The sequence below is a fragment of the Hydrogenophaga sp. GW101-3F08 genome (assembly GCF_059424585.1).
Genome location: NZ_JBWKZP010000009.1, coordinates 173659 through 195947, shown reverse-complemented (window position 1 = coordinate 195947; position 22289 = coordinate 173659). Strand labels below are relative to the sequence as shown.

The following is a 22289-nucleotide window of genomic DNA, read 5'->3' as shown; positions in this document are numbered from 1 at the left end:
ATCGATCAGTTTGGATATCTGTGGTTTGGCGCAAATCGTCAAGGCAAGTGGTTCTGTCTTAGACCGGAAGAAATAGAGGTTGTCACTGCGATATGAAGCAAGATCAAGCTCAAAGAAGTGGTTCCGCGCGGAAAGCGACGCCGAAAACGTCGAATCTCCGTCGCACTCTTACTTCAGCCTTCATCTTTGTTCTCGGCCTGCCAGTATTTGGTGTAGCTGTCTTCTCGCTTTTGTCTCATCTATTCACCTGCCCCGCAGATCGTCCGGCTTGCGATCTGCCGGACATGGCCGCGTTCGGACTGGCCTGCGTCCTATCCCCAGTCTTTAGCGCTATCGCGGCCGCACTTGGCTTCAAGCACCCCCGAGGCGAGGCGTAACCCCCCTCGAGGGAGACGTCCAAGAGCTATCGCTCCTGGCCACCCTTCGAACGTCAAACCGCACTGACCACGAAATCGGCCTTGCCCACCGAGCACTCGGGGCAGCGCCAGTCTTCCGGCACGTCGACCCAGCGGGTGCCGGGCGGGATGCCGTCCTCGGGCCGGCCGGCGGCCTCGTCGTAGAAAAAGCCGCAGACCACGCAGAGATAGCAGTTCATGGGGGATGCCTTTCTTCAGATTTCTTCAAACAGGGGGTGGAAAGAGGGGGATCGGATGGCGCGGAATCGAACGGACCTCAAGGTCAATCGTCGTCGTCATGGCCGCCGCCTCCCCGGTTGTCGCCCGCTGTGAGGCTGCTCATGGCCTGGGCGGACACCAGCCCCTTGGGCGACTGCTGCCATTCCCAGGCGCCGTAGGCCAGCACCGCGATCAGCAGCAGGGCTGCGAGCCAGCGGCGGTTGTGTTGCACGAGGCTGGGCCCCGGGCCTTCGACGCGGCCGCTCAGCATGGGCAGGGCCTGGTTCTTGCGGCGCAGCAGGCTCAGGACCCCGATCAGCGCCAGGTGGGCCAGCACCACGAACAGCATGGCTTCGCCGAAGAATTCGTGCAGCTCTTCGAGCCAGTCGCCGCCGAGCACGTCGCCCCAGTCGTTGTAGGTGCCGTAGCCGCTGAGGGTGATTGGCACCACCAGCGCCAGCAGGGCCACCACGGCCAGCGCCATCAGCAGGTTCTGGCCCTGGCGCCCGTTGACGCCGGCCAACGAGCGCCGGGGCACGGCCGCGCGGATCGAGCGCAGCCAGGCCGGCGCGGCGCCGAGCTTGCGCCACAGCAGGCCCAGCCCCGCCTGGCGCGGGCCGAACAGGCCGTAGAGCACGCGAAACACCAGCAGGCCGGCCATGGTGTAGCCCAGGGTGACGTGCAGCAACCGCCAGTGTTCACCGTCGGCGGTGAGGTAGGCGCCCAGAAAGCTCAGGGCGAACAGCCCGTGGAACATGCGCGTGGGCGCATCGGTGACCAGGCGGCGCGACGCGGTGGTGGCGCGTGGCGGGCTGGAAGCGGCATGGAAAGGGGGGTTGACTTGCATGATCAGGCCTCCTGGCGAGCCGCCTCCAAGGCGGCTTGTGCCCCCTTGGGGGGCGGTGATGACATGAGGTGTCGAACGTGGGGGGACATGGTGTTGCTCCGTGGCTCAGTCGTTCCAGGCCCGGCGCGAACGGGCGTCGAGCCCGGCCGGGAACTGCAGGTTGTCGTCGTCGTAGTCGCCCTTGTCCGCGCCGGTGTGGCAGGCCGCGCAGTTGGCCGCGCTCTTCACGCTGGCGAGCTTCCAGACGGACGGGGCGATGTCGTCGTGCTTGCGCTCGAACCAGGCCGAGCGGGTGATGCGGTCTTCGGGCGGTGCCTCGGCCACGCGCTTGTAGGTGCCGGCGTTGACCACCAGCCAGGTGGTCAGCTGCTGCACGGTGGCGGCGTCGAGCGAGGCGTCGGTGCCGTAGTGCCGGTCGAGCCCGCTCATGATGCGTTGCCACGAACGGGCGGGCAGCATGCCCGGGGCGTAGCCGGTGTGGCAGGCGGCGCATTCCTGTGTGTAGGCCTGCGGCACGTTGCGCGGCAGCAGGCGGCCGCTGTCGGCGTGCGCGGCCGACAGCGCGACCAGACCCAGGCCAGCGGTCAGGAGCAGGGATCGGAGGTTGCGATGGGTGTTCATGGGGTTCTCCAGAGGCCGGGGTGGACCGGCGGTCATTTCAGGCTGTTCAGGTAGGCCAGCACGTCGGCCTTTTCGCCGGCGCTGCATTCGCGGCTGAGCACGTCGTTGCAGTTGCGCTTGAACCACTTGTCGACTTTCGCCATGTCGGTGAACGCCTTGGGGTTGAAGGCCGGCGCGAGCGGCGCGATCACCTTGCCGGTGTTGGCGTGTTTGCCCTGGGTGGTGGGCGGCGTGCCGTGGCAGGACGCGCAGGACCACTCGCCGCCCTGGCGGTTGTTGAAAAAGACCTGGCCCTTGCCGGCGTTGCCGGGGCTGCCGGCCTGCGCGCTCCAGCGCTGCAGCTGCTCGGCGGCCGAGGTGTCGGCGGCCTGGGCAACGGGGGACAACAAGGCGCTGCCCAGGGCGATGGCCGTGAGGCCGGTGCGGATGAAGGAGGGACGGATCGGGGTCATGGTTGGGGGGCTTTCCGAAGAGGGGTTGGGGAACGGGATCGCGATGGGTGGCATTGTTGGAAAGGCCGCTTGAACCCTGTCTGAAGAGCGTGTTCATTTGCCGTTCAGAATGCCGGCCCGACAATCGCGCCATGCCCTCGAACCCCACCGCTCCCCGCACCCGCCGCTTCGTGGCCTGCGCCGTGGCCGTGGCCGCGCTGTGGGCGGGCGGCACCGCCGCCTGGGCGCGCGGCGAGGACGACCACGAGCGCGCGCGGCAGGCGGTGCAGGCCGGGCAGGTGCTGCCCCTGCGCACGGTGCTGGAGCGGCTGGAGCGCGAACACCCGGGCCAGGTGCTGGAAGTGGAGCTGGAGCACGACGGCGAGCGCTGGCTCTACGAAATCAAACTGCTGCAAGCGGACGGGCGGCTGCTCAAGCTGCTGCTCGACGCGCGGACCGCCGACGTGCTGCGCAGCAAGCGCCGCGATCACAATGGCATTGACGGACATCGCCCGCCCCGCTGAGAACCACCCTGCCCCACCCCATGCGCATCCTGCTGGTCGAAGACGAACCCACCCTGCGTGCGCAGCTGCGCACGGGCCTGGTGGACGCGGGCTACGCGGTGGACGAGGCCGACAACGGGCGCGAGGCCCACTACCTGGGCGACACGCAGGCGTTTGACGCGGTGGTGCTCGACCTGGGCCTGCCGGTGCTCGACGGGCTGTCGGTGCTCAAGCGCTGGCGCGACGCGGGACGCACGATGCCGGTGCTGATCCTGACCGCGCGCGACAACTGGCACGAGAAGGTGGCCGGCATCGACGCCGGCGCCGACGACTACCTGACCAAGCCCTTCCACCTGGAAGAGCTGCTGGCGCGCCTGCGCGCGCTGATCCGCCGCGCCAGCGGGCAGGCCTCGCCGGTGCTGCAGTGCGGCGCGCTGGCGCTGGACACGCGCAGCGGCCGCGTCACGCTGGACGGCCAGCCCGTGACCCTGACCAGCCATGAGTACAAGGTGCTGGCCTACCTGATGCACCGCCCGGGCACGGTGGTCTCGCGCAGCGAACTGGTCGAACACATCTACGCCCAGGACTTCGACCGCGACTCCAACACCATCGAGGTGTTCGTGGGCCGGCTGCGCAAGAAGCTGCCCCAGGCCTGCATCGAGACCGTGCGCGGGCTGGGCTACCGGCTGGTCCCGCCCCCACCCCCGCCACCATGAACCGCGTGCGCTGGACCCGCTCCCTGCGTTTCCGCCTGCTCGCGGCCACGCTGGTGGCGCTGGCGCTGGCCCTGCTGCTCGCCGGCTGGGGGCTCGCGGGCCTGTTCCGCCAGCACGTGATGCGCCAGTTCGAGGCCAGCCTGACCCAGCAGCTCGACCAGCTCACCGCGCGGCTGGAGTTCGACGCCGCCGGGCAACCGCTGATCGACCCGCGGACGCTGTCGGACCCGCGCTGGCACAAGCCGTATTCGGGGCTGTACTGGCAGATCGACCAGATGAGCACCAACGGCCAGGCGCGCAGCAGCGTGCTGCGCTCGCGCTCGCTGTGGGACACCCGGCTGGAACTGCACCCCGACGATCTGGCCGACGGCGCGCTGCACGCGCACGAAGGCACTGGGCCCCAAGGCGCGGCGGTGCTGATGCTGGAGCGCACGGTGCGCCCGGACGAGCGGCCCGAGGCGCGCTGGCGGCTGGTGGTGGCGGCCAACACGCAGGACAGCCTGCAGGCCGTGGCGCGTTTCAACGGCGTGCTCGCCACGTCCTTGCTGGTGCTGGGCCTGCTGCTGGTGCTGGCCGCGCTGGCGCAGGTGGCGGTGGGGCTGTCGCCGCTGCGCGCCCTGCAGCGCGCGCTGGCCCAGGTGCGCGAGGGGCAGGCGGCGCGGTTGCAGGGCCGCTTTCCGGCCGAGGTGCAGCCGCTGATCGACGATTTCAACGGCGTGCTGGAGCGCAACGCCGAGGTGGTGGCGCGCGCGCGCACCCACGCCGGCAATCTGGCGCACGCCATCAAGACCCCGCTGGCGGTGCTGGGGCAAGCGGCCGCGCAGTCGCTGCAGGCCAGCCCGGGCGACGCGGCGCTGGCGCGGCTGGTGCAGGAACAGGTGGCCACCGCGCGCCGCCACATCGACTGGCACCTCGCGCGCTCGCGCGCCGCGGCCGCGCAGCGCCTGCCCGGCCTGCGCACGCCGCTGGCGCCGGTGGCCGCCGGGCTGGTGCGCGTGATGCGGCGGGTGCACGCCACGCGCGGGCTGCGGATCGACACCACGGGCGTGCCCGACGCGCTGGCCTTCGCGGGCGAAGAGCAGGACCTGCAGGAGATGCTGGGCAACCTGCTCGACAACGCCTGCAAGTGGGCGCGCGCCACGGTGCGGATCAGCGCCACGGCCACGGTCGACGGGCTGTGCGTGGCGGTGGAAGACGACGGGCCGGGCATCGCCGAAGCCGCCCGCGCCGCGGTGCTCGCGCGCGGGGTGCGCATGGACGAAACCGTGCCCGGCTCCGGCCTGGGTCTGGCCATCGTGGACGAGCTGGCGCAGCTCTACGGCGGCCAGCTGCGGCTGCAGCGCTCCACGCTGGGCGGGCTGCGGGTGACGCTCAGCCTGCCGATGGCGGCTTGACCTCGACGGCCTGCACGTGCGGCGCCACGCAGGGCGCCAGGGCGTCGAGCGTCGGCCGGTAGGCCTGGGTGTGCACGTCCATCAGGCCCAGCACCGAATGGAAGAAGTGGTCGTGCGAGATCGGGTCGGCAGCGTGGCCGCGCAGGCAGTCCAGCGAAAGACCTGAGCGCTCGCGCAGCCCCGGCGAGAGCCAGGCCACCATGGGCACATGGGTCTGCTGTTCGGGCGCGAAGCTGTAGGGCACGCCGTGCAGGTACAGCCCGTTTTCGCCCAGCGACTCGCCGTGGTCCGACAGGTAGATCAGGCCGGTGTCGTGGCGCCCGCTCTGGGCCTGGGTCTGCAGCCATTGCAGGGTCTGGTCCAGAAAGTGGTCGGTGTAGGCCACGGTGTTGTCGTAGGCGTTGATCAGTTGCTCCGCCGGGCAGTCCGAGAGCGTGTTGCTGCGGCACTCGGGCTGGAACGGTTTGTGGCTGGCGGGCGTGCGCTTGAAATACGCGGGGCCGTGGCTGCCCATCTGGTGCAGCACCACCACCACGCCGCGCGCGCGGCGCTGCGGGTCGAGCGCGGCGATGCGTTCGTCCAGCCCCTGCAGCATCACGTCGTCGAAACACTCGCCGTCTTCGCACAGCCCGGGCACCTGGAGCGCCAGGGTGCTGGCGTGTGGCACGCGGTCACACACCCCCTTGCAGCCCGACTGGTTGTCCAGCCAGAGCACGGCCAGGCCCGCGCGCTGCAGCACGTCGAGCAGGTTTTCGTGCTCGGCGGTCCGGTCGCCACCCTGCTGGCGCGTGAGCGGTGAAAACAGGCAGGGCACGGAGACCTGGGTGTTGGTGCCGCAGGAATGCACCTGGCTGAAGTTCACCAGATCACCCTGGGCCTGCCAGCGCGCCAGCGCCGGGGTGGTGGGGCGCGCGTAGCCGTCGAGCATGAAGTTGTCGGCGCGCGCGGTCTCGCCGACCACCAGCACCAGCAGGGGCGGGCGCGGCTGTTGCGCGTAGCTCGCGCCCAGGCGCGCGTCTTCGCCCACGGGCTGCAGCGCGTGCGCCTGCCGCGGCCACTGGTCGGCCGCGAGCCGGGTGGCGGCGTACACAGTGTTGAGCGGGTTGGCCATATAGCGCAGCGCCTTCTGGTTGCGCATGAGCGAGGCCAGGTCCTGGTAGCTCAGCAGCGCCATCAGCAGCGCCAGCCCCAGGCCCGCCAGCGCGCCGGCGGTGTTGCGCGCGGTCTGTTGCCACGGGCCGCACGCGCGCAGCGGGCGCTGCCACAACCACCACAGCGGCGGCGCCGCCACCAGCAGCACGGTGGCGAGCAGCGACAGCGAGAGCAGGTCGCGCACCTCGCGCACGTCGGTCTGCACCACGTTGGCGAACATGGTCGGGTCGATCACGACGCCGTACTGCCACATGAAGTGGGTGTTGAAGGCCGCCACCAGCAGCAACCCGCTGGCCGCGGGCCGGAACAGGCGCGGCCAGGCCAGCAGCGACAGCAGCGCGGCGATGGCGCCGGTCAACAACAGCGCAAAGCCGGCGAACAGCCACACGCGATGCGCCGGGCTGCCATCCATGCCGGCGATGCGCTGCCACAAGGGCAGGTTGCCCGGCACGGCAAGCCAGAGCGCCAGCGGCCAGACCACAGCCGCCGGCCACCGGTCCGCCGGCGGGACGGACGTGTCCACGCCGCGCGCGCTCGGGCGGAAGCTGACAAAAAGAAGGGGCCGTGTGACCTGCATGGACAAGACCGAAAGCACCAGCACATGCTGGCCTTGCCATGTTGGAGGGGCGAAATTAAGCCCACCTTATCGAGCGCGGCGCCGCCCTTTCACCGCAGCGCGGCGGGGGTGTTTCCCTACCTTTTCCAGCGCAGGGTAAAGCGCGTGGTCATGGGTGGCTGGCCCGCATCGCGCTCGAAACCCGCGCCCATCTGTTCGGCGATGCGCTCGACCAGGCGCAGGCCCAGCCCCAGGCCGGAGGTGTCGGCGGGCGCCAGTCGGGCACCACCGGGCGGGCTGGTGTCCAGCGGTGGCGGGCCGCCGCGCTGGCCGTCGTCGCTGACCGAAACCCCCACCGCCTGCGGCGTTTGCCAGACCTCGACACACACCTGGGTGCCGCGCGGGGTGTGGCGCAAGGCGTTCTCGATCAGGTTGCGCAAGGCCAGCTCCAGCAGCATGGGCGGCACCACGACTTCCACCGCGGTCGCGGGCTGCACCAGCGACAACTCGTGGTCGGTCTCGTAGCCCAGTTGCGCGTGGCGGGAGATCAGGTCGCTGGCGACGGCGCCCAGGGCCACGCTTTGCGCCACGACGCCGCCCGGGCCGTCGGCGCCGGTGCGTTGCGCCCGGGCCAGGTCCAGCAGCTGGGACAGGATGCGCCCGGCGCGCAGGGCCTCCTGCTCCAGCTGGGCCAGTTGCTCGCGCGAGGCGCCGTGCTGGGCCGCGCTGGCCTGCAGCGCGATGGCCGACAGCGGGGTGCGCAGCTCGTGGGCCACGTCGGAGGCGAACTCGCGCTCGCGCTGGGCCCGGGTCTGCAGCGTGTCCACCAGGGTGTTGATCGCCGCCACGGTGCTGAAGAACTCGCGGAAGCGGTGCTGCGTGTCCAGCCGCTGGCCGGCAAAACCGTCCAGCGCCTCGACCTCGCTGGAGAGGCGGTCGAGCGGGCGCAGGCCGCGCCGGATGGTCCACCACAGCACCAGGGCCACCAGCGGCAGCACCAGGATCGCGGGCTGCGCCACGTGTTTGGCGATGTCCTTGCCGAGCTCGAAGCGCTTGTCCATGTCCATCAGCGCCAGCACGCGGCGCTGGCGCCCGCCCACGTTGAGCTGCACACCGTAGGAGCGCCATTCCCCCACGCCGTGTTCGGTCTGGAGCGTCACGGTGGAAAACCCGTGCAAGGGCAAACGGCTCAGGTTCAGGCCCGGCGCCATGCGGTGGGTGTCGGCCACCAGGCGGCCGTTCTCCCAGGCCAGCACGGCCACGTCCTGCATGTACTCGTGATCCACCCCGGCCGATTCGGGGATGCTGTTGCGGGTGGTCCCGGTGGGCGCCGCTTCGAGCCACAAGCGGGCCATCGCCACCAGTTGCCCGTCCGAGAACTTGCGGGTTTCGCGAAACCCGGTGGCCGCGGCCACGGCGATCAGCGTGAGCCACACCACCAGCAGGGCGCCCAGCGTCCAGCTCAGGATGTAGCGGCGCAGCACGGGCTGGCGCGCGGGCCGCGGCGTCGAGGCGAGGTTCACGCCGCGTCCGCCTTGCCCGGCGCCGGGGGGGCGTCCTCGCGCGGGATGAAGTAGCCCACGCCGCGCACGGTCTTGATCAGCGCGTCGCCCAGCTTGCGGCGCAGGTGGTGCACGTGCACCTCGATCGCGTTGCTCTCCAGCGATTCGCCAAAGCCGTACAGCGCCGACTCCAGCCGCGATTTTGAAAGGACCTGCGGGCGCGCCTGCAGCAGGGTGAGCAGCAGCGCGAACTCGCGTCCGCCCAGGGCCACCGGCTGGCCCGCGCGTTCGACGGTGCGGTTGGCCGGGTCGAGCACCAGGTCGCCGTGCTCGATCACCGGCTTGCTGCGCCCGCTGGCGCGGCGCAGCATGGCGCGCAGCCGGGCCAGCAGCTCGTTGGCGTCGAAGGGTTTGACGATGTAGTCGTCGGCGCCGCTGTCCAGCCCGCTGATGCGGTCGCTCACGCCGTCGCGCGCGGTCATGATCAGCACCGGCATGTCGCTGTGGGGCAGGGCGTCGTGTCCGGCGGCGGGTTCGCGCTGGCGGCGCAGGCGCGCGAGCAGGTCCAGCCCGTCGCCATCGGGCAGGCCCAGGTCGAGCAGCATGACGTCGAACGGCTCCACCGAAAGCGCCGCCCAGGCCGCGTCCAGGGTCTGGCACACGTCCACCGCGTAACCGGCCTGACGCAGCGACACGGTCAGGCCGCTGGCGATGCCGGTATCGTCTTCCACCACAAGTGCGCGCATGTCATGAGAGGGCTCTGGGCCCCGGTGAAAAAGAAACCATTATCCGAAGCGCGCTTAAGCACCCCTTAAAGCGGCCCACCGATGATGGTGCCCCATGCACGCCCCGACCCACAACCCCACCCTGGCGGCGGTTCCGCCGACCCACACCCGCCTGCTCCAGGCCTGGGCCACCTTGCTGGTGCTGACCCTGTGGTGGGATTTCTCGGGCGCCGACCTCGCCATCATGCAGGCCATCGGCCACCCCGGCGGGTTTGCCTGGCGCCACCACTGGCTGCTGGAGGCGGTGTTGCACGACGGCCTGCGCCGCGTGGCGTTCGGTTTTTTGGCGCTGCTCGGGCTCTGGGCGCTCTGGCCCGCCGGGCCAGGGGGCATCTGGCCAGGAGTGGCGCGGCGCGAGCGGGGGGTGGTGGTGCTGCTGGTGCTGCTGTCGCTGCTGGCGGTGAACCTGGTGAAATCCAGCAGCCGCACCAGTTGCCCCTGGGAGCTGCAGCTGTTCGGCGGCCAGGCCAGCTATGTGTCTCACTGGAACCTCTGGGCCGGGGACGGCGGCGGTGGCCGCTGCTTCCCGGGTGGCCACGCCTCCAGCGCCTTCGCCTTCCTGGCGCTGTGCCTGCCCTGGCTGGCACCGCCGCACACCACGGCCCGCTCGGCACGGCGGGGCTGGGGCGTGCTGGCCGCCGTGCTGCTGGTGGGGCTGGTGGCGGGCGCCACACAAACCCTGCGCGGGGCCCACCACCCCAGCCACACGCTGTGGACGCTGCTGATCTGCGCTGGCGTCAGCCTGGCGGGCTGGCACGCGGCACGGCCCTGGATGGCGGCGGGCCGGCGTCAGACGGTGGGGCCGTCGCCGTAGTAGCCGCGGTACCAGTCCACGAAACGCTGCACGCCCAGCTGCAGTTCGGTGTGGGGCCGCACGCCGAAACCCTGTTCGAGCGCGGTGGTGTCGGCCCAGGTTTCGGGCACGTCGCCCTGCTGCATGGGCAGGAAACGCTTGATGGCCTCGATGCCGGTGGCCTTTTCGATGCAGCCGATGAAGTCCAGCAGGCTCACCGGCGCGCTGTTGCCCACGTTGAGCACGCGGTGCGCCGCCGCGCCCGCGCTGGCCACCGGGGGCACGGCCATCACCTGGACCACCGCGTCGATCACGTCGTCCACATAGGTGAAGTCGCGGCGCATCTGGCCGTTGTTGTAGACGTCGATCGGCTGGTGCGCCAGGATGGCGCGCACGAACTTGAAGATCGCCATGTCGGGCCGGCCCCAGGGGCCGTACACCGTGAACAGCCGCAGCGCCGTGGCCGGGATCTGGTAGAGGTGGCTGTAGCTGTAGGCCATCAGCTCGTTGGCCTTCTTGCTCGCGGCGTAGAGCGAGATCGGCTGGTCGGTGACCTGGTCTTCGCGCAGCGGCATCTGGCGCGAGGCGCCGTAGATCGAGCTCGACGAGGCGTAGACCAGGTGCGGCACGGCGCTGTGGCGGCAGCCTTCGAGCACGGTGAGCATGCCGGCCAGGTTGCTGTCCAGGTAGGCCATGGGGTGGTCCACCGAGTAGCGCACGCCGGCCTGGGCCGCCAGGTGCACCACGCGCTCGAAGCGGTGCGTGGCAAACAGCCGGGCCATGGCGTCGCGGTCGGCCAGGTCCAGCGCGTGGAACACAAAGCCCGGCCGGGCCTGCAGCTGCCGCAGGCGGGCCTGCTTCAGGCTGGGTTCGTAGTAGGCGTTCAGGTTGTCCAGACCGTGCACCTGCAGCCCCAGGCCCAGCAGGCGCTGGCTCAGGTGAAAGCCGATGAAACCGGCGGCACCGGTGACGAGCACGGGGCCAACGGCGTGGGAGGTCAAAGCGGTCATGGCAGGACCCCGCGCGTCACGGGGCGGTAGACGAAACGTTGGGCCTTGCGCGGGCTGCCACAGGCGCTCGCCAGGGTGTCGGGCCCGAGCAGCACCCATTCTCGGCGGTGCGCCTCGCCCAGCGAGACGGCACGGGTCACGTCGAAACAGCCCAGCTCGGCGTCGGTGGGCACGAGCAGGTGGCGCTGGGGCGCCTCGCGCATCCAGATCCAGGCGTTTTTCTCCTGCTCCGCCAGCGGCGCCAGGTAGCTGAAGTGGGTCAGCGGACGCTCGGCGAAGAGCAGGAACTGCTCCTTGAAATAGAGCAGGCCCAGCTCGGCATTGGCGGGCAGCCGCTGCTCGACCTGCTGCATCAGGCGCTGCGGGGTGCGGTACGGGTCCACCAGCGGCCAGACCAGCAGCGAGACGAACAGCCAGACCGCCAGGCTGCTGGCCGCCAGCCGCACGAACAGGTCGGCGCGGCGCAGCCACAGCAGCAGGGCCAGCCACGCCAGCCCGAGCCCGATCAGCGGGTAGGCCACCGCGCCGAGCAGCTCGCTGTAGTCCTGCAGCCGCGCCGGCAGGCGGTGCGGCGCCAGCAGCAGGGCCAGGCCCAGGCCGGCGAGCAGCACGGCCAGCGCCATCAGCAGCCCCTGCAGGACGGTGCCGATCTTCAAGGCCAGCGCGCGTTCGCGCACCCGCCCCCACAGCACCGCCACCACCAGCGACAACATGGGCAGCGCCGGCAAGATGTAGACCTCGCGTTTGCCCGAGCTGAGCGAGAAGAACAGCAGCACCAGCCCGACCCAGGCCAGCAGCACGCGCAGCTTCGGGTCCTCCCGCAGCAGGCCCGCCAGCGGCCGCCAGAACACCAGCATCAGCAGCGGCAGCGGGAACCACACGGTCGGAATCGCCTGGGAGAAGAAATAGTGCCAGGGCTTGACGTGGTGCCAGGCGTTCACGAAACGTTCACCGGTCTGGCGGAACAGCAGGTCGTTGCGGTAGGCCACCATGGTGTCGGTGCCGACGCTGTGCACCTGCCAGAGCATCGGCCCCAGCCAGAGCGCGATCACCGCCAGCATCACCGGAAAACCCAGCAGCAGGCGCCAGCTCCAGCACGCACCACGGAACCGGCTTTGCCGGGCCGCAGGTGCGGTCCCCCCGGGGGGGGCGCAGGGAGGGGCATGGCTCCACAGCGCCAGCGGCAGCAGCATCAGCAGCGGCAGGAAGCCGACACCCTTGGTCATGATGCCCAGGCCCATGGCCACCCAGCTCAGGAAGTACCAGCGCCAGTGCGGCCCGGTCAGGAAATGGCGCAGCAGGCCATAACAGCCCAGCGTGATCCAGAACGTGACCAGCGCGTCCATCTGCGCGGCCTTGCCCTGCAGCAGGAACTGCGGCGTGAAGACCAGCACCAGCACGGCGAACAGGGCGGTTGGCGCATTCCACAGGCGCCGGCCCAGGTCGTGCACCAGCCACAGGGTACCGATCGAGGCCAGCGCGCTGGGCAGCAGGAACGACAGCTTGAGGTCGCCCAGCAGCCCGTAGCACAAGGCGCTGAACCAGATGAACACCGGCGGTTTGTCCGGGTAGTACTCGCCGCCCCGGGTGGGAAACAGCCACTGGCCGCCCTCGACCATCTCGCGGGCGATCTGGGCGAAGCGGGGCTCGTCGGCCGGCCAGGGGTAGCGCAGGCCGATGCCGGCCAGCAACACGAGGGCCGTGGCCGCCAGCCAGAACAGCGTCTGGCGGCGCACGGTGGCGTCAGAGGTCATGGGGTTTGCGCTCCATCAGGTCCGCAGCGCCAACGGCCCGAGGCAGCTGCGGCGCGGGGGTGGCCTTGAATGCTTCCAGCCGCTGCTTGAAACCGTGGTGGTACAGGTACCAGGCCAGCACGCTGGAGCCCACCAGCAGGGCAAAACTCATCCAGATCTTGGAGCTGTCCTGAAGGGCCACGCCACGGCCGGCGTAGCTGAACAGCAGGGACTGCGGCAGATAACCCGGCAGGCTGCCCAGGAACACCCCGCGCCGGCTCAGGCCCGCCAAGGCGGCGGCGACGTTGGTCAGCAGATTGCTGCCCACCGGCATGAGCCGGATGATGCAGATCCAGAGCCAGGTGTCTTCGGCCAACACCCGGCGCAAGAGTTCGATGCGCTCGCGATGGCGCTGGCGCATCCAGTCCAGGCCCATCTGGCGCACCACCGCCATGGTCAGCAGCGCGCCGAACCCGGTGAGCGCAGCGCTCACCAGCCCGCCCGCAAAACCCCCGAGCAGATACCCGCAGCTGAAGGCCAGCACCTGGCGCGGGCCACCCGCCGCGGTGTAGAGGATGCCGCCGAGGGCGAACACCGGCCAGGCCACGGCCCAGTGCTGCTGGAACAGCTGGCGCAACAGGTCTTCTTCGGTGAACGATCCCCACCAGCCGTAGTGCAGGGAGGCAAAGGCCAGCGTCAGCACAGCCGTCAGCCCCAGCGGCTTGACGAGCAGTTTGGCGCTAGATTTCACCGATGGTTTCCACCTGTGCGACCACCGGTTGCTTGCTGCGCCGGGTCAGCCAGCGCACGCCGAACATGTCGACGATGCCCACCCACACGCGGTTCCAGGCGGTGTACTTGGACACACCGGCCGTGCGGTGGCGGTGGTTCACCGGCACCACCGCGATGCGGCCGCCCAGGCGGCGCACCAGCGCGGGAATGTAGCGGTGCATGTGGTCAAAGTAGGGCAGCCGCAGCCAGGTCGCGCGCGGGATCAGCTTGAGGCCGCAGCCCGTGTCGGGCACGCCGTCGTCCAGGATCTGGCGACGCACGGCGTTGGCGATCTTCGACTGGATCTTCTTCCACTCGGTGTCCTTGCGTTGGTGGCGAAAGCCCGCGATGCAGAAATGCGCGCCCCCCGCCTCCATCGCCTGCGCCTGGCGCAGCAGGGCCGGGATGTCGGCCGGATCGTTCTGGCCGTCGCCGTCGATGGTGACCAGGTAGCGCCCCCGGGCATGCTGGGCGGCGGTGGACAGCGCCGTGCTCTGCCCCACGCTGGCCTGGTGCCGGATCAGCTGGGCGGCGGCGCCCAGCGCGGTGCAGCGCTGCGCGAACTCGGCCGCCGTGGCATCGCCACTGCCATCGTCCACCAGCACGATCTCGAACCCGCACACGGGCCGCAGGGCGTCCACCACCTCGGTCACGAGCTGGCCGATGTTGCCGGCCTCGTCCTTGGCCGGGATCAACACGGAGATCAGGGGGGTGGCGCTGGGGGGCACCGCAAGGCTCGCCGCCGGGCTGGGAGCTGACATGTTCTGGGTCACCATTCACGAATCATCTGGGTCTGCTGCCGGTCAGCAACAACGGCGCCCAAGGGAAAACCCTGACGCCTCCCGATTATCGGCAAGCTTTCTTAAGCCTCTCTTAAGAAAAGTCCGCCACTCGCCCATTCTCGCTCACCGGGTCCGGTTTCCGGCAGCGCGCGACCTACCAGCCTAGCCCGATCTTCAGCGGCAGGTACACCAGCATGCCGGCCACGATGGTGCCCAGCACGCCGCGCTGCCAGACGAACCAGGCCACGCCGGCCGCGGCGGCGAACAGGCGCGCATCCTGCCAGGTGTGGATGAGCTGGCCCTGCGTCATCACGATCTCCGGGATCACCACCGCCGACAGGGCGGCGATAGGCGCGTATTGCAGGCCGCGCTGCGCCCAGTGCGGCAAGGTCCAGGGCTTGCTGGAGATGAGGAAGAAGCCACGGGTGATCACCGTGACGACGCCCATCGCCACGATGGTGAGCAGGGTCCAGGGGTTGAGGTCAAACATGCCGCCCCCCTGGCGCGGCGCCCCCCGATGCCCGGCTTTCGATGACCAGGCAGATGGCCACCGCGCTGGCGATCGCCACCAGGATGTTGAGCTTGAGCGGCAGGGCCCAGGCCGCCACCGCCGCAGCGCCGGCCACGCCGGCCGAGACGATGCGCAGCGGTGAGCTCGCCAGCGAACTCAGCACCCCCAGCAAAGCCAGGATGCCGGCGAAGCCCAGGCCCCACGCGGTCGGGATGGCGTTGGCCAACAGCACCCCCACCACGCTGGAGAGCATCCAGGCCACGTAGTTCACCGCGCAATTGCCCATCAGATAGGCCTGCTGGCGCGCCAGCTCTTGCGGTGTCTGGCCCGGCTTGGGGAAACGGCGGGCAAAAAACACGTAGCTCAGATCGCCGGTGACGTAGCCCGACACCAGCCGCTGCCAGCGCGGCAGGTGCATCAGGTAGGGCCGCAGATGCGCCGAGAACACCATGAAGCGCAGGTTGACGCAGAACGCCGCGGCCAGGATCACCCACAGCGGCGCGCCCGCGGCGATCATGGGCACGGCCGCGAGCTGGGCGCTGCCGGCGTAGACGATGAGCGTCATGAGCAGCGCCTCCAGCGCCGACAGCCCGGACTTGACCATGGCCACGCCGGTCATCAGGCCCCAGGCGGCGATGCCCATGGCCACCGTGGCCTGATCGCGCACACCCTCCCGGAATTCCGCGCGCTGGCGGTGCTCGCGCAGGTAGAACACGCCGGATCAGCCCGCCACGACCTGCGGGGCCACACCGTCCAGGACCTGCCCGGCTTCGAGGGAAAAGCCGCGCAGGAAGTCGGCCACGCCCAGGCGCTTGCCGCCCGCGCGCTGCAGCTCGGTGAGCACCAGCACACCCTCGCCGGTCATGACCCGGATGCCTTCGGGCCCCACGGCCAGCACCTGCCCGGGCACGCCCGCGGTCGGCACCGGGGCCGCTTCGGCATGGGCCGCCCACAGCTTCACCGGCTCGCCCGCCAGGGCGAAGGAGGCCCCCGGGAACGGGTTGAAGGCCCGTACCCGCCGCGCGATGGCCGCCGCAGGGAGCGACCAGTCGATGCTGGCCTCGGTTTTTTCGATCTTGTGCGCGTAGCTCACGCCCTCGGCCGGCTGGGGCACCGGGCGCAGGCCACCGCAGGCGGCCAGTTCCAGCGCCTCGACGATCAGCCGCCCGCCCAGTTCGGCCAGGCGGTCGTGCAGGTCGCCCGTGGTTTCGGCTTCGCCGATGGGCAAGCGCTCCACCAGCAGCATGTCGCCGGTGTCCAGCCCGGCGTCCATCTGCATGATGGTCACGCCGGTGGCCGCGTCACCCGCTTCGATGGCCCGGTGGATCGGCGCGGCGCCGCGCCAGCGCGGCAGCAGCGAGGCATGGATGTTGAGGCAGCCCAGCCCCAGACCTGAGGCGCTGGCAGCCCCCATGGCATCCAGCACCCACTGCGGCAGGATCAGGCCGTAGGCGGCCACCACCATGGCGTCGGCCCGGGCGGCGGCGATGGCTTCGCGCGCCGCGGCCGCATCCTCGGGGTACTTGCCGTCCAGCCGCAGGCTGCGCGGCTGGGCCACGGGCATGCCGTGTGCCAGGGCGAACTGCTTCACCGCCGAGGCCTGCAGCTTCATGCCGCGACCGGCCGGCCGGTCGGGCTGGGTCATCACCAGGGCGATCTCGAAACCCGCCGCGTGCAGGCGCTCCAGCGCCACCCGGGCGAAATCCGGTGTGCCCGCGAAAATGATCCTCATGGGTTCACGGTCGTCACGACCGCTCCATGTCACGCTGCGCCTTGACCAGCTTGCTCTTGATGCGGTTGCGCTTGAGCGGCGACAGGTATTCCACGAACACCTTGCCCATCAGATGGTCCATTTCGTGCTGGATGCACACGGCCAGCATGCCTTCGGCCTCGATGGTGCGCGCCACGCCCTCGCCGTTCAGGGCGCGCACCCGCACCGCCACCGAACGCTCCACACCGTCGTAGATGCCGGGCACCGAGAGGCAGCCTTCTTCGCCCTTGCGGGTTTCCGGGCTGGCCCATTCGATCTCGGGGTTGATCAGCACCAGTGGCTGGTCGCGCGTTTCGCTGACGTCGATCACGACCAGGCGCTCATGCACGTCCACCTGGGTGGCGGCCAGGCCGATGCCACTGGCTTCGTACATGGTGGCGAACATCAGGCTGATCAGCCCCCGGATGCGGTCGTCCACCGCCTGGACGGGTTTGGCCACGGTGTGCAGTCGCGGATCGGGGTAGCGCAGGATGTTGAGCAAAGTCGGCGAAGTCATGGTCGGTCGCGGCCACTGAGGATCGGAAATGGGGCCAACCCGGCGGGCCGCCGGTGCGGCGCAGTGAGCGGGTTGTGGTTTGTCGCTATTTTCGCCACTTTTGAACCGGGGCGTGGGGCCCGAACGCCATAAACATTGCCTAATCAAGGGCTTGGGCGCAAAATCAAATGCGAATTGTCAAGTCAAAAGCGCGACCGCGCTGGTGCCGCCACCCCCTTTGCGGGCAAGGTTCGGGCCGCGGTGGCGACTGCCACAGGGCCCACACATGCCATTGAAAACCTGCGCGTCCGCCGATTTCCGTCCGATCCAAACCCTGCGCCCGCTGGCCTGCGCCGTCGCCGTGCTCGCCACGCTGGCCAGCGCAACGGCCTGGGCCCAGAACTACCCGATCACGCAAGACCAGCGCGCCACCGCCACCCTGGTGGCCGAGTCCGGCGTGCCACTGCACGAGCTGGCGCCCAATGCGCCCGACAGCCACACCGTCAAACGCGGCGACACCCTGTGGGGCATTTCCAGCATCTTCCTCCAGAGCCCCTGGCGCTGGCCCGAGCTTTGGGGCATGAACCTGCAGGACATCCGCAACCCGCACCTGATCTACCCGGGCCAGGTGCTGTACCTCGACAAGTCGGGTGGCCGTGCCCGCCTGAGCACGCGCCGCCCCGGCGACAACGGCGCGCCGCAGACCGTGCGCGTGTCGCCGCGCACGCGTTACGAAAGTCTGTCCGACTCGGCCATTCCCCCGATCTCGCTGCAGGCCATTGAGGCCTTCCTCACCGAACCCCTGATCGTGGACGAGGCCACGTTCGCCAAGGCGCCCCGGATCGTGGCCACCAGAGACAGCCGCGTGCTGCTCAGCCGTGGAGACCGCGCCTATGCGCGCTCGTTCTACGGCGACAACGCCCAGACCGAGGTCGAGCCCTTGAGCACCGCAGCGGGCAAACCGAGGGACTACCGGGTCTTCCGCAACGCGGTGCCGCTCAAGGACCCCAGCACGGGTGAGGTTCTCGCCTACGAGGCGCAGTACGTCGGCAAGGCCCTCATCGTCCGGGACGAATCGCGCAAGGCGGCTGTGGTGGCACCGGCCAAAGCCCAGCCCACCCAGCCCGCGACCCAGGATGTCTACACCCCGCAGTTCGAGCGCACCGCGGCCAACGTCGAGCGGGACAAGCCCGCCAGCGCCGCCGCCCCAGCCAAGGCCCCTGCGGGCGAAATCATTCCGGCGACGATCGACATCATCTCGGCCAAGGAAGAAATGCGCGTGGGCGACCGCATGCTGCCCGAGCCGCCGCGCGAGTTCCCGCACTATGTGCCGACCGCACCGAGCAGCGCCCAGACCGGCCAGATCGTTTCGGTCTATGGCAACGCGGTGACGTTCGCGGGACAGAACCAGGTGGTGGCCATCAACCGGGGCCGTGAGCACGGCATCGAACGCGGCCATGTGCTGGCCTTGCTGAGCGACAGCAACACCCTGACCGACAAGACGGACGACAGCCGGCCGACGCTGCGCCTGCCCGGCGAGCGCAACGGCCTGATGATGGTGTTCCGCACCTTCGACAAGGTGTCCTACGCGCTGGTGCTGCAGATCGCCGATGGCGTGAAGGTGGGCGACCGCTTCACCAACCCCTGATCCCTCCATGAGCAGGGACGAGCTGGCCGCTTGGTTGCGGCTGCTGCTCACGCCCGGCGTGGGCCCGGAACATGCGCGCAGACTGCTGAGCGCCTTCGGCCTGCCCGAGGCGGTGTTCGAGCAATCCATTGACGCGCTGTCGGCGGTGGTGTCGGGCCGGATCGCGCAATCCCTGCAGACGCCGCCCGACGACCTGGAGCCCCAGCTGGAGCGCCTCATGGCCTGGCTGGCCGCATCGCCGGATCGCCACGTGCTCACGCTGGCCGATCCGCGCTTTCCACCCGACCTGCTGCAAATGGCGGACCCGCCCTTGTTGCTGTACGTGCAGGGCCTCCCCGAGGCGCTGAGCCACCCGCGTCGGCTGGCCATCGTGGGCAGCCGCAATCCGACGCCGCAGGGCGAAACCAACGCGCGCCAGTTCGCGTTTGCGCTGGGCCAGGCCGGCGTGTGCGTGGTGTCCGGCCTGGCGCTGGGGGTGGACGGGGCCGCGCACACCGGCGCCCTGGACGCCGGAGCGCCCACGGTGGCCGTGGTCGGCACCGGCCTGGACCGGGTCTACCCCAAACGCCACCTCGCATTGGCCCACCGCATCGCCGCGCAGGGCGCCATCGTCAGCGAGTTTCCCCTGGGCACACCGCCGTTGCCGGCCCACTTCCCGATGCGCAACCGCATCATCGCCGGCCTCTCACAAGGCACGCTGGTGGTGGAAGCGGCGGTGCAGTCGGGCTCCCTGATCACCGCGCGGCTGGCGGCCGAGCAGGGGCGCGAGGTGTTCGCCATTCCCGGGTCCATCCATGCGCCGCAGTCGCGCGGCTGCCATGCGCTGATCCGCCAGGGCGCCAAGCTGGTGGAGTCGGCGCAGGACATTCTGGAAGATCTGCGCATGGCCGAAGCACCGGCGGCCACGGCGCCCGACACCCCGACGCGACCAGACAGCCTGCTCGATGCCATGGGGTACGACCCGGTGAGCTTCGACGCCTTGCAGGCCCGCACCGGACTGGACACCGCCACCTTGCAGGCCCGTTTGCTGGAGCTGGAACTGGATGGCGATGTGAGCCGGATGCCCGGCGGCCTGCTGCAGCGAACAGGCCAGAGCTAAAGCCTGCCGGAGCACCCAACCGCCTCCGGGGCGAGGTGTCTTCAAGCCAGAACGCCGCGGAACCGGCTTTGCCGGGCCGCCAGCGTTGCCCCCTGGGGGGTGACGCACCGCAGGTGCGGCGCGGGGGGGGGGGGGGGGGATCACCCGAGCAGCCGCTCGGGATTCGCGTCGAGCTTGGCCAGCGCGTCGCGCGTGGCCCGCACCGTGAGCGCTTCTTCCTCGCTGGGCACCAGCAGGCCGGCCTGCAGATAGGCCGCGACCCGGTTGGACTGGATCAGGAAACAGCGTCCGCCGTTGGTGACGAACATGAACAGCTGACCGCGCTCGCTGCGCCAGGCCAGCTGCACATTGTGGAGCTTGCCGTTGTGGTCCAGCGCGAACCAGGAACCGATCTGCAGCTCCACCGCCCAGGCGCGCATGGCTTCGGTGGGCTGGCTGCCGCCCTGGCTGATCACCTCGATGTTGCTGGCGTCCACGCCGGTGATCATCTCGATGCTCTCGTTGTCCAGATCCAGATCCCCCATGCCGTTCTCGGGGATGTAGTCTTCCAGGTTCGCCAACCGGTCGGACAGGTGGTCCAGGCTTTCCTGGGAGATCGGTTCGGTGCGCGACATGAACGCATCGGCCAGGGTGTCGCTGACGGACTTGATGTGCTGGTCCTGCAGCCCGGGCGGGTACCCGAGCAGCCCCATGCCCTGGCGCAGGCGCTGCAGCAGGCCCGGCAGCTGCTGGATCACGCGGGCGCGGTCGTTGCGGTTGGGCTTGGCGCTGGCCGCCCACAGCAGATCGGTCGCGACCTGCTTGAGCGAGGTGGTTTCCTCGTGCTTGAGGCCGTACTTGACGCTGGCCACCGCCAGCACGTCCACCCAGACCTTGAACAGGAAGTCCCGCACCTCGTCGCGCACCGGCACCTCATCGAGCAGCTTGCGCAGCTCGATGGTGTACTGGACCGACAGGGTTTCCTTCTGCTCCACCTGCTGCGCGACGCTGACAAAACGGCTGGCGCTGCCGTTTTCGCTGAGGTAGGTGGAAAGGAACTTCTGGAATTCGTCGAGCACCAGCTGGAACACCCGCCGACCGGTTTCGGGGTACTGCTCGATCACCTGCACCACACGTTTGATCTCGGCCTCCAGGGCGGCCGAGCCGACGTTGGACTCAAAACCCAGCACACAGGAACCCATGCGGTCGATCAGGCGCCGCGCGGGGTGCTGCAGGGCGCTGAAGAACTCGGGTTCGGCCAGCGCCACGCGCAACACCGGGATCTGCAGCCGCGCAAACCAGACCCGCACGCTCGGCGGAATGCGTTCCTCGGCCAGGATGCTCTGGAACATCAGCGCCACCACCTCGATGGTGGCCTTTTCGGTCGGTGTGGAAGCCGCCTCCTTGAGCTCGGTCGTGCGCTGGCGCAGCACCCGGGCGGCCTGTTCCACGTGGGTGGCGTCCATATAGGCCACACCCCCGCCGCCGTCCCCCATGTTGGGCAACCCGGCATTGACACTGATCATCGGCAGGGGCTGCTGCATGGCCTGCTGCAGCGCCGGTGACGGAGGCACCAGCTGCGTGGCTTCGAAGTCGCCCCCCACCTTGTCCATCAGCATGCGCTTGAGCCGGCCCATCACCCCTTGGGCCCGCATGCGGGCTCGGGCCAGTGGCGACGCACCGGTCATCATGCGGGTTTCGTCGTGAACCCCCATGCTGGACGACGACATGCTTCCGTGTGAGGAGCTCGATGGGCCACTGCGGCCTGAATCGGAGCGCGAGGCCGACGCCGAACCCGGCCCCTGGCCTGTGGCACGCCCCTGCGTGTCTGGGGTACCGGCACTTGCGGCGCTCCTGGTTTGGGACGGGGCAGCCGTTCGGCTGCCCGGCGTGCGTTTGACCAGCGCCTGCAGGTCAATCTCTTTCATGACCCCGCTGGAGACCAGGAACTCGTTGGTGGCCTTGTAGGCTTCGAGCAGCTTCTTGGCCATCAGCGGCGCCAGCGCGTCCTGCACCAGGGCCCAGCTTTCCCGGGTCATGTGCACGTCGAGCCATTGGTCCACCAAGATGCGGGCCGTGACGTCGGGCAGCAGCACGTCGCCACGCGGCAACTCCTGGCGCTTTTCCAGATGCTGGATCCGCAGGCGCAATTCGTTGAGTTCGGTGGAAGCGAGGTCCAGCACCCGCATGGCCAGCCGCGAAGCCATGATCTGGTCGTCCATGACCCCTTCGGCCATCAACTCGAGCCGGCCCGGTGTGCTGACCTCGTGGCCCGACTGGCTGAAGCGGGGCAGCAGGGTGCGCTGCAACGCCTTGCGGCTCTGGTTGAGCCAGGCGGTCTGGTTCTTCTGGAAAGCGGTCCAGGCGTCGCGGCGCTCCTGCATTTCGCGCGCGGGACCGGCCTGATCGAGGATGGTGGTGAGTCGGGTGTCGCAGGCCTTGACCAGTTCGGGAAGGGCGCGGCCCACCTGAACCACGAAGAGTTCACGCGCCTGTTTGGCTAGGGACGAGACGTTCTGATCGGGTGACGACACAATGGTTTCAGTATGACACGAAAGCACTCTGCCGCTCAGCCCTGCGGGCCAGCACATACCCG

Annotated in this window: 22 protein-coding genes; 6 read left to right on the top strand and 16 right to left on the bottom strand. The window is 69.7% G+C overall.

What is annotated here, in order from left to right; all coding sequences use genetic code 11:
- Positions 1–430 precede the first annotated feature (430 nt).
- From AC07YZ_RS20755 to AC07YZ_RS20740, 4 genes are all read right to left on the bottom strand, one after another.
- Positions 431–595 (bottom strand): rubredoxin, encoded by a 165-nt coding sequence (locus tag AC07YZ_RS20755; RefSeq protein WP_494796153.1) that lies wholly within the window; start codon positions 593–595, stop codon positions 431–433.
- Between the two features lie 83 nt (positions 596–678).
- Entirely contained in the window at positions 679–1461 is a 783-nt protein-coding gene (locus tag AC07YZ_RS20750) for a cytochrome b/b6 domain-containing protein (RefSeq protein ID WP_494796152.1), read from the bottom strand.
- Positions 1462–1566: 105 nt separating this feature from the next.
- Complete coding sequence (locus tag AC07YZ_RS20745) at positions 1567–2082, bottom strand: diheme cytochrome c (protein WP_494796151.1); 516 nt, start codon at positions 2080–2082, stop codon at positions 1567–1569.
- A 32-nt stretch (positions 2083–2114) separates the two neighbouring features.
- Entirely contained in the window at positions 2115–2534 is a 420-nt protein-coding gene (locus tag AC07YZ_RS20740; RefSeq protein ID WP_494796150.1) for a DUF1924 domain-containing protein, read from the bottom strand.
- A 131-nt stretch (positions 2535–2665) separates the two neighbouring features.
- Between AC07YZ_RS20740 and AC07YZ_RS20735 the strand changes: the two genes are divergently transcribed.
- Genes AC07YZ_RS20735 through AC07YZ_RS20725 form a run of 3 tightly spaced genes read left to right on the top strand, consistent with a single transcriptional unit; the run spans position 2666 to position 5126 of the window.
- The gene (locus AC07YZ_RS20735; protein WP_226490395.1) at positions 2666–3037 is read left to right on the top strand and encodes a PepSY domain-containing protein; all 372 of its coding nucleotides are present in this window, start codon (positions 2666–2668) and stop codon (positions 3035–3037) included.
- Between the two features lie 20 nt (positions 3038–3057).
- Positions 3058–3732, top strand: coding sequence for a response regulator transcription factor (locus tag AC07YZ_RS20730; protein ID WP_226490396.1), 675 nt, complete (start codon positions 3058–3060; stop codon positions 3730–3732).
- Positions 3729–5126: a sensor histidine kinase gene (locus tag AC07YZ_RS20725; protein ID WP_494796149.1), complete on the top strand. Its 1398-nt coding sequence runs from the start codon at positions 3729–3731 to the stop codon at positions 5124–5126. The genes AC07YZ_RS20730 and AC07YZ_RS20725 overlap by 4 nt, the downstream gene beginning before the upstream one ends.
- On the opposite strand, the gene AC07YZ_RS20720 is transcribed toward AC07YZ_RS20725, so the two are convergent.
- From AC07YZ_RS20720 to AC07YZ_RS20710, 3 genes are all read right to left on the bottom strand, one after another.
- A complete protein-coding gene (locus tag AC07YZ_RS20720; RefSeq protein ID WP_494796148.1) occupies positions 5104–6801 on the bottom strand; it encodes a phosphoethanolamine transferase in 1698 nt (565 codons plus the stop codon). The two genes, AC07YZ_RS20725 and AC07YZ_RS20720, sit on opposite strands and share 23 nt — an antisense overlap.
- Positions 6802–6971: 170 nt before the next feature.
- Positions 6972–8357 (bottom strand): sensor histidine kinase, encoded by a 1386-nt coding sequence (locus AC07YZ_RS20715; protein ID WP_494796147.1) that lies wholly within the window; start codon positions 8355–8357, stop codon positions 6972–6974.
- A complete protein-coding gene (locus AC07YZ_RS20710; protein ID WP_226490400.1) occupies positions 8354–9082 on the bottom strand; it encodes a response regulator in 729 nt (242 codons plus the stop codon). The genes AC07YZ_RS20715 and AC07YZ_RS20710 overlap by 4 nt, the downstream gene beginning before the upstream one ends.
- 94 nt (positions 9083–9176) lie before the next feature.
- Here AC07YZ_RS20710 and AC07YZ_RS20705 point away from each other — a divergent pair, with 94 nt between their 5' ends.
- On the top strand, positions 9177–9935 hold the full coding sequence (locus tag AC07YZ_RS20705; protein WP_494796146.1) for a phosphatase PAP2 family protein: 759 nt from the start codon (positions 9177–9179) through the stop codon (positions 9933–9935).
- Here the strand turns inward: AC07YZ_RS20705 and AC07YZ_RS20700 are convergent.
- From AC07YZ_RS20700 to def, 8 genes are all read right to left on the bottom strand, one after another.
- Positions 9911–10924, bottom strand: a complete 1014-nt coding sequence (locus AC07YZ_RS20700) for an NAD-dependent epimerase/dehydratase family protein (protein ID WP_226490402.1) — start codon at positions 10922–10924, stop codon at positions 9911–9913. The genes AC07YZ_RS20705 and AC07YZ_RS20700 overlap by 25 nt on opposite strands.
- Positions 10921–12678, bottom strand: coding sequence for an ArnT family glycosyltransferase (locus AC07YZ_RS20695; protein WP_494796145.1), 1758 nt, complete (start codon positions 12676–12678; stop codon positions 10921–10923). Before AC07YZ_RS20695 ends, AC07YZ_RS20700 begins: the two co-directional genes overlap by 4 nt.
- Positions 12668–13408, bottom strand: coding sequence for a TVP38/TMEM64 family protein (locus AC07YZ_RS20690; RefSeq protein WP_494796144.1), 741 nt, complete (start codon positions 13406–13408; stop codon positions 12668–12670). The genes AC07YZ_RS20695 and AC07YZ_RS20690 overlap by 11 nt, the downstream gene beginning before the upstream one ends.
- The gene (locus AC07YZ_RS20685) at positions 13398–14189 is read right to left on the bottom strand and encodes a glycosyltransferase family 2 protein (protein ID WP_494796143.1); all 792 of its coding nucleotides are present in this window, start codon (positions 14187–14189) and stop codon (positions 13398–13400) included. The genes AC07YZ_RS20690 and AC07YZ_RS20685 overlap by 11 nt, the downstream gene beginning before the upstream one ends.
- A gap of 175 nt (positions 14190–14364) precedes the next feature.
- A complete protein-coding gene (locus AC07YZ_RS20680; protein ID WP_226490406.1) occupies positions 14365–14700 on the bottom strand; it encodes an AzlD domain-containing protein in 336 nt (111 codons plus the stop codon).
- Positions 14693–15436, bottom strand: a complete 744-nt coding sequence (locus tag AC07YZ_RS20675; protein ID WP_226490407.1) for an AzlC family ABC transporter permease — start codon at positions 15434–15436, stop codon at positions 14693–14695. Before AC07YZ_RS20675 ends, AC07YZ_RS20680 begins: the two co-directional genes overlap by 8 nt.
- Before the next feature lie 6 nt (positions 15437–15442).
- Positions 15443–16453 carry a methionyl-tRNA formyltransferase gene (gene fmt / locus AC07YZ_RS20670; RefSeq protein WP_494796142.1) on the bottom strand — a complete coding sequence of 337 codons (1011 nt, stop codon included), beginning with the start codon at positions 16451–16453 and terminating at the stop codon, positions 15443–15445.
- 13 nt (positions 16454–16466) lie between these two features.
- Positions 16467–16988: a peptide deformylase gene (def, locus tag AC07YZ_RS20665; RefSeq protein WP_494796141.1), complete on the bottom strand. Its 522-nt coding sequence runs from the start codon at positions 16986–16988 to the stop codon at positions 16467–16469.
- A 265-nt stretch (positions 16989–17253) separates the two neighbouring features.
- On the opposite strand from def, the gene AC07YZ_RS20660 reads away from it, so the two are divergent.
- A complete protein-coding gene (locus AC07YZ_RS20660) occupies positions 17254–18615 on the top strand; it encodes a LysM peptidoglycan-binding domain-containing protein (protein ID WP_494796140.1) in 1362 nt (453 codons plus the stop codon).
- A 7-nt stretch (positions 18616–18622) separates the two neighbouring features.
- Positions 18623–19714, top strand: a complete 1092-nt coding sequence (gene dprA, locus AC07YZ_RS20655) for a DNA-processing protein DprA (protein ID WP_226490411.1) — start codon at positions 18623–18625, stop codon at positions 19712–19714.
- A gap of 140 nt (positions 19715–19854) precedes the next feature.
- On the opposite strand, the gene AC07YZ_RS20650 is transcribed toward dprA, so the two are convergent.
- Positions 19855–22227 carry a DUF1631 family protein gene (locus AC07YZ_RS20650; protein WP_494796139.1) on the bottom strand — a complete coding sequence of 791 codons (2373 nt, stop codon included), beginning with the start codon at positions 22225–22227 and terminating at the stop codon, positions 19855–19857.
- Positions 22228–22289: the final 62 nt, after the last annotated feature.

Coding starts and splice junctions, on each gene's coding strand:
- AC07YZ_RS20755 (WP_494796153.1), bottom strand. CDS start 595: ATGAACTGCTATCTCTGCGTGGTCTGCGGCTTTTTCTACGACGAGGCC.
- AC07YZ_RS20750 (WP_494796152.1), bottom strand. CDS start 1,461: ATGCAAGTCAACCCCCCTTTCCATGCCGCTTCCAGCCCGCCACGCGCC.
- AC07YZ_RS20745 (WP_494796151.1), bottom strand. CDS start 2,082: ATGAACACCCATCGCAACCTCCGATCCCTGCTCCTGACCGCTGGCCTG.
- AC07YZ_RS20740 (WP_494796150.1), bottom strand. CDS start 2,534: ATGACCCCGATCCGTCCCTCCTTCATCCGCACCGGCCTCACGGCCATC.
- AC07YZ_RS20735 (WP_226490395.1), top strand. CDS start 2,666: ATGCCCTCGAACCCCACCGCTCCCCGCACCCGCCGCTTCGTGGCCTGC.
- AC07YZ_RS20730 (WP_226490396.1), top strand. CDS start 3,058: ATGCGCATCCTGCTGGTCGAAGACGAACCCACCCTGCGTGCGCAGCTG.
- AC07YZ_RS20725 (WP_494796149.1), top strand. CDS start 3,729: ATGAACCGCGTGCGCTGGACCCGCTCCCTGCGTTTCCGCCTGCTCGCG.
- AC07YZ_RS20710 (WP_226490400.1), bottom strand. CDS start 9,082: ATGCGCGCACTTGTGGTGGAAGACGATACCGGCATCGCCAGCGGCCTG.
- AC07YZ_RS20705 (WP_494796146.1), top strand. CDS start 9,177: ATGCACGCCCCGACCCACAACCCCACCCTGGCGGCGGTTCCGCCGACC.
- AC07YZ_RS20700 (WP_226490402.1), bottom strand. CDS start 10,924: ATGACCGCTTTGACCTCCCACGCCGTTGGCCCCGTGCTCGTCACCGGT.
- AC07YZ_RS20695 (WP_494796145.1), bottom strand. CDS start 12,678: ATGACCTCTGACGCCACCGTGCGCCGCCAGACGCTGTTCTGGCTGGCG.
- AC07YZ_RS20685 (WP_494796143.1), bottom strand. CDS start 14,189: ATGTCAGCTCCCAGCCCGGCGGCGAGCCTTGCGGTGCCCCCCAGCGCC.
- AC07YZ_RS20680 (WP_226490406.1), bottom strand. CDS start 14,700: ATGTTTGACCTCAACCCCTGGACCCTGCTCACCATCGTGGCGATGGGC.
- fmt (WP_494796142.1), bottom strand. CDS start 16,453: ATGAGGATCATTTTCGCGGGCACACCGGATTTCGCCCGGGTGGCGCTG.
- def (WP_494796141.1), bottom strand. CDS start 16,988: ATGACTTCGCCGACTTTGCTCAACATCCTGCGCTACCCCGATCCGCGA.
- AC07YZ_RS20660 (WP_494796140.1), top strand. CDS start 17,254: ATGCCATTGAAAACCTGCGCGTCCGCCGATTTCCGTCCGATCCAAACC.
- dprA (WP_226490411.1), top strand. CDS start 18,623: ATGAGCAGGGACGAGCTGGCCGCTTGGTTGCGGCTGCTGCTCACGCCC.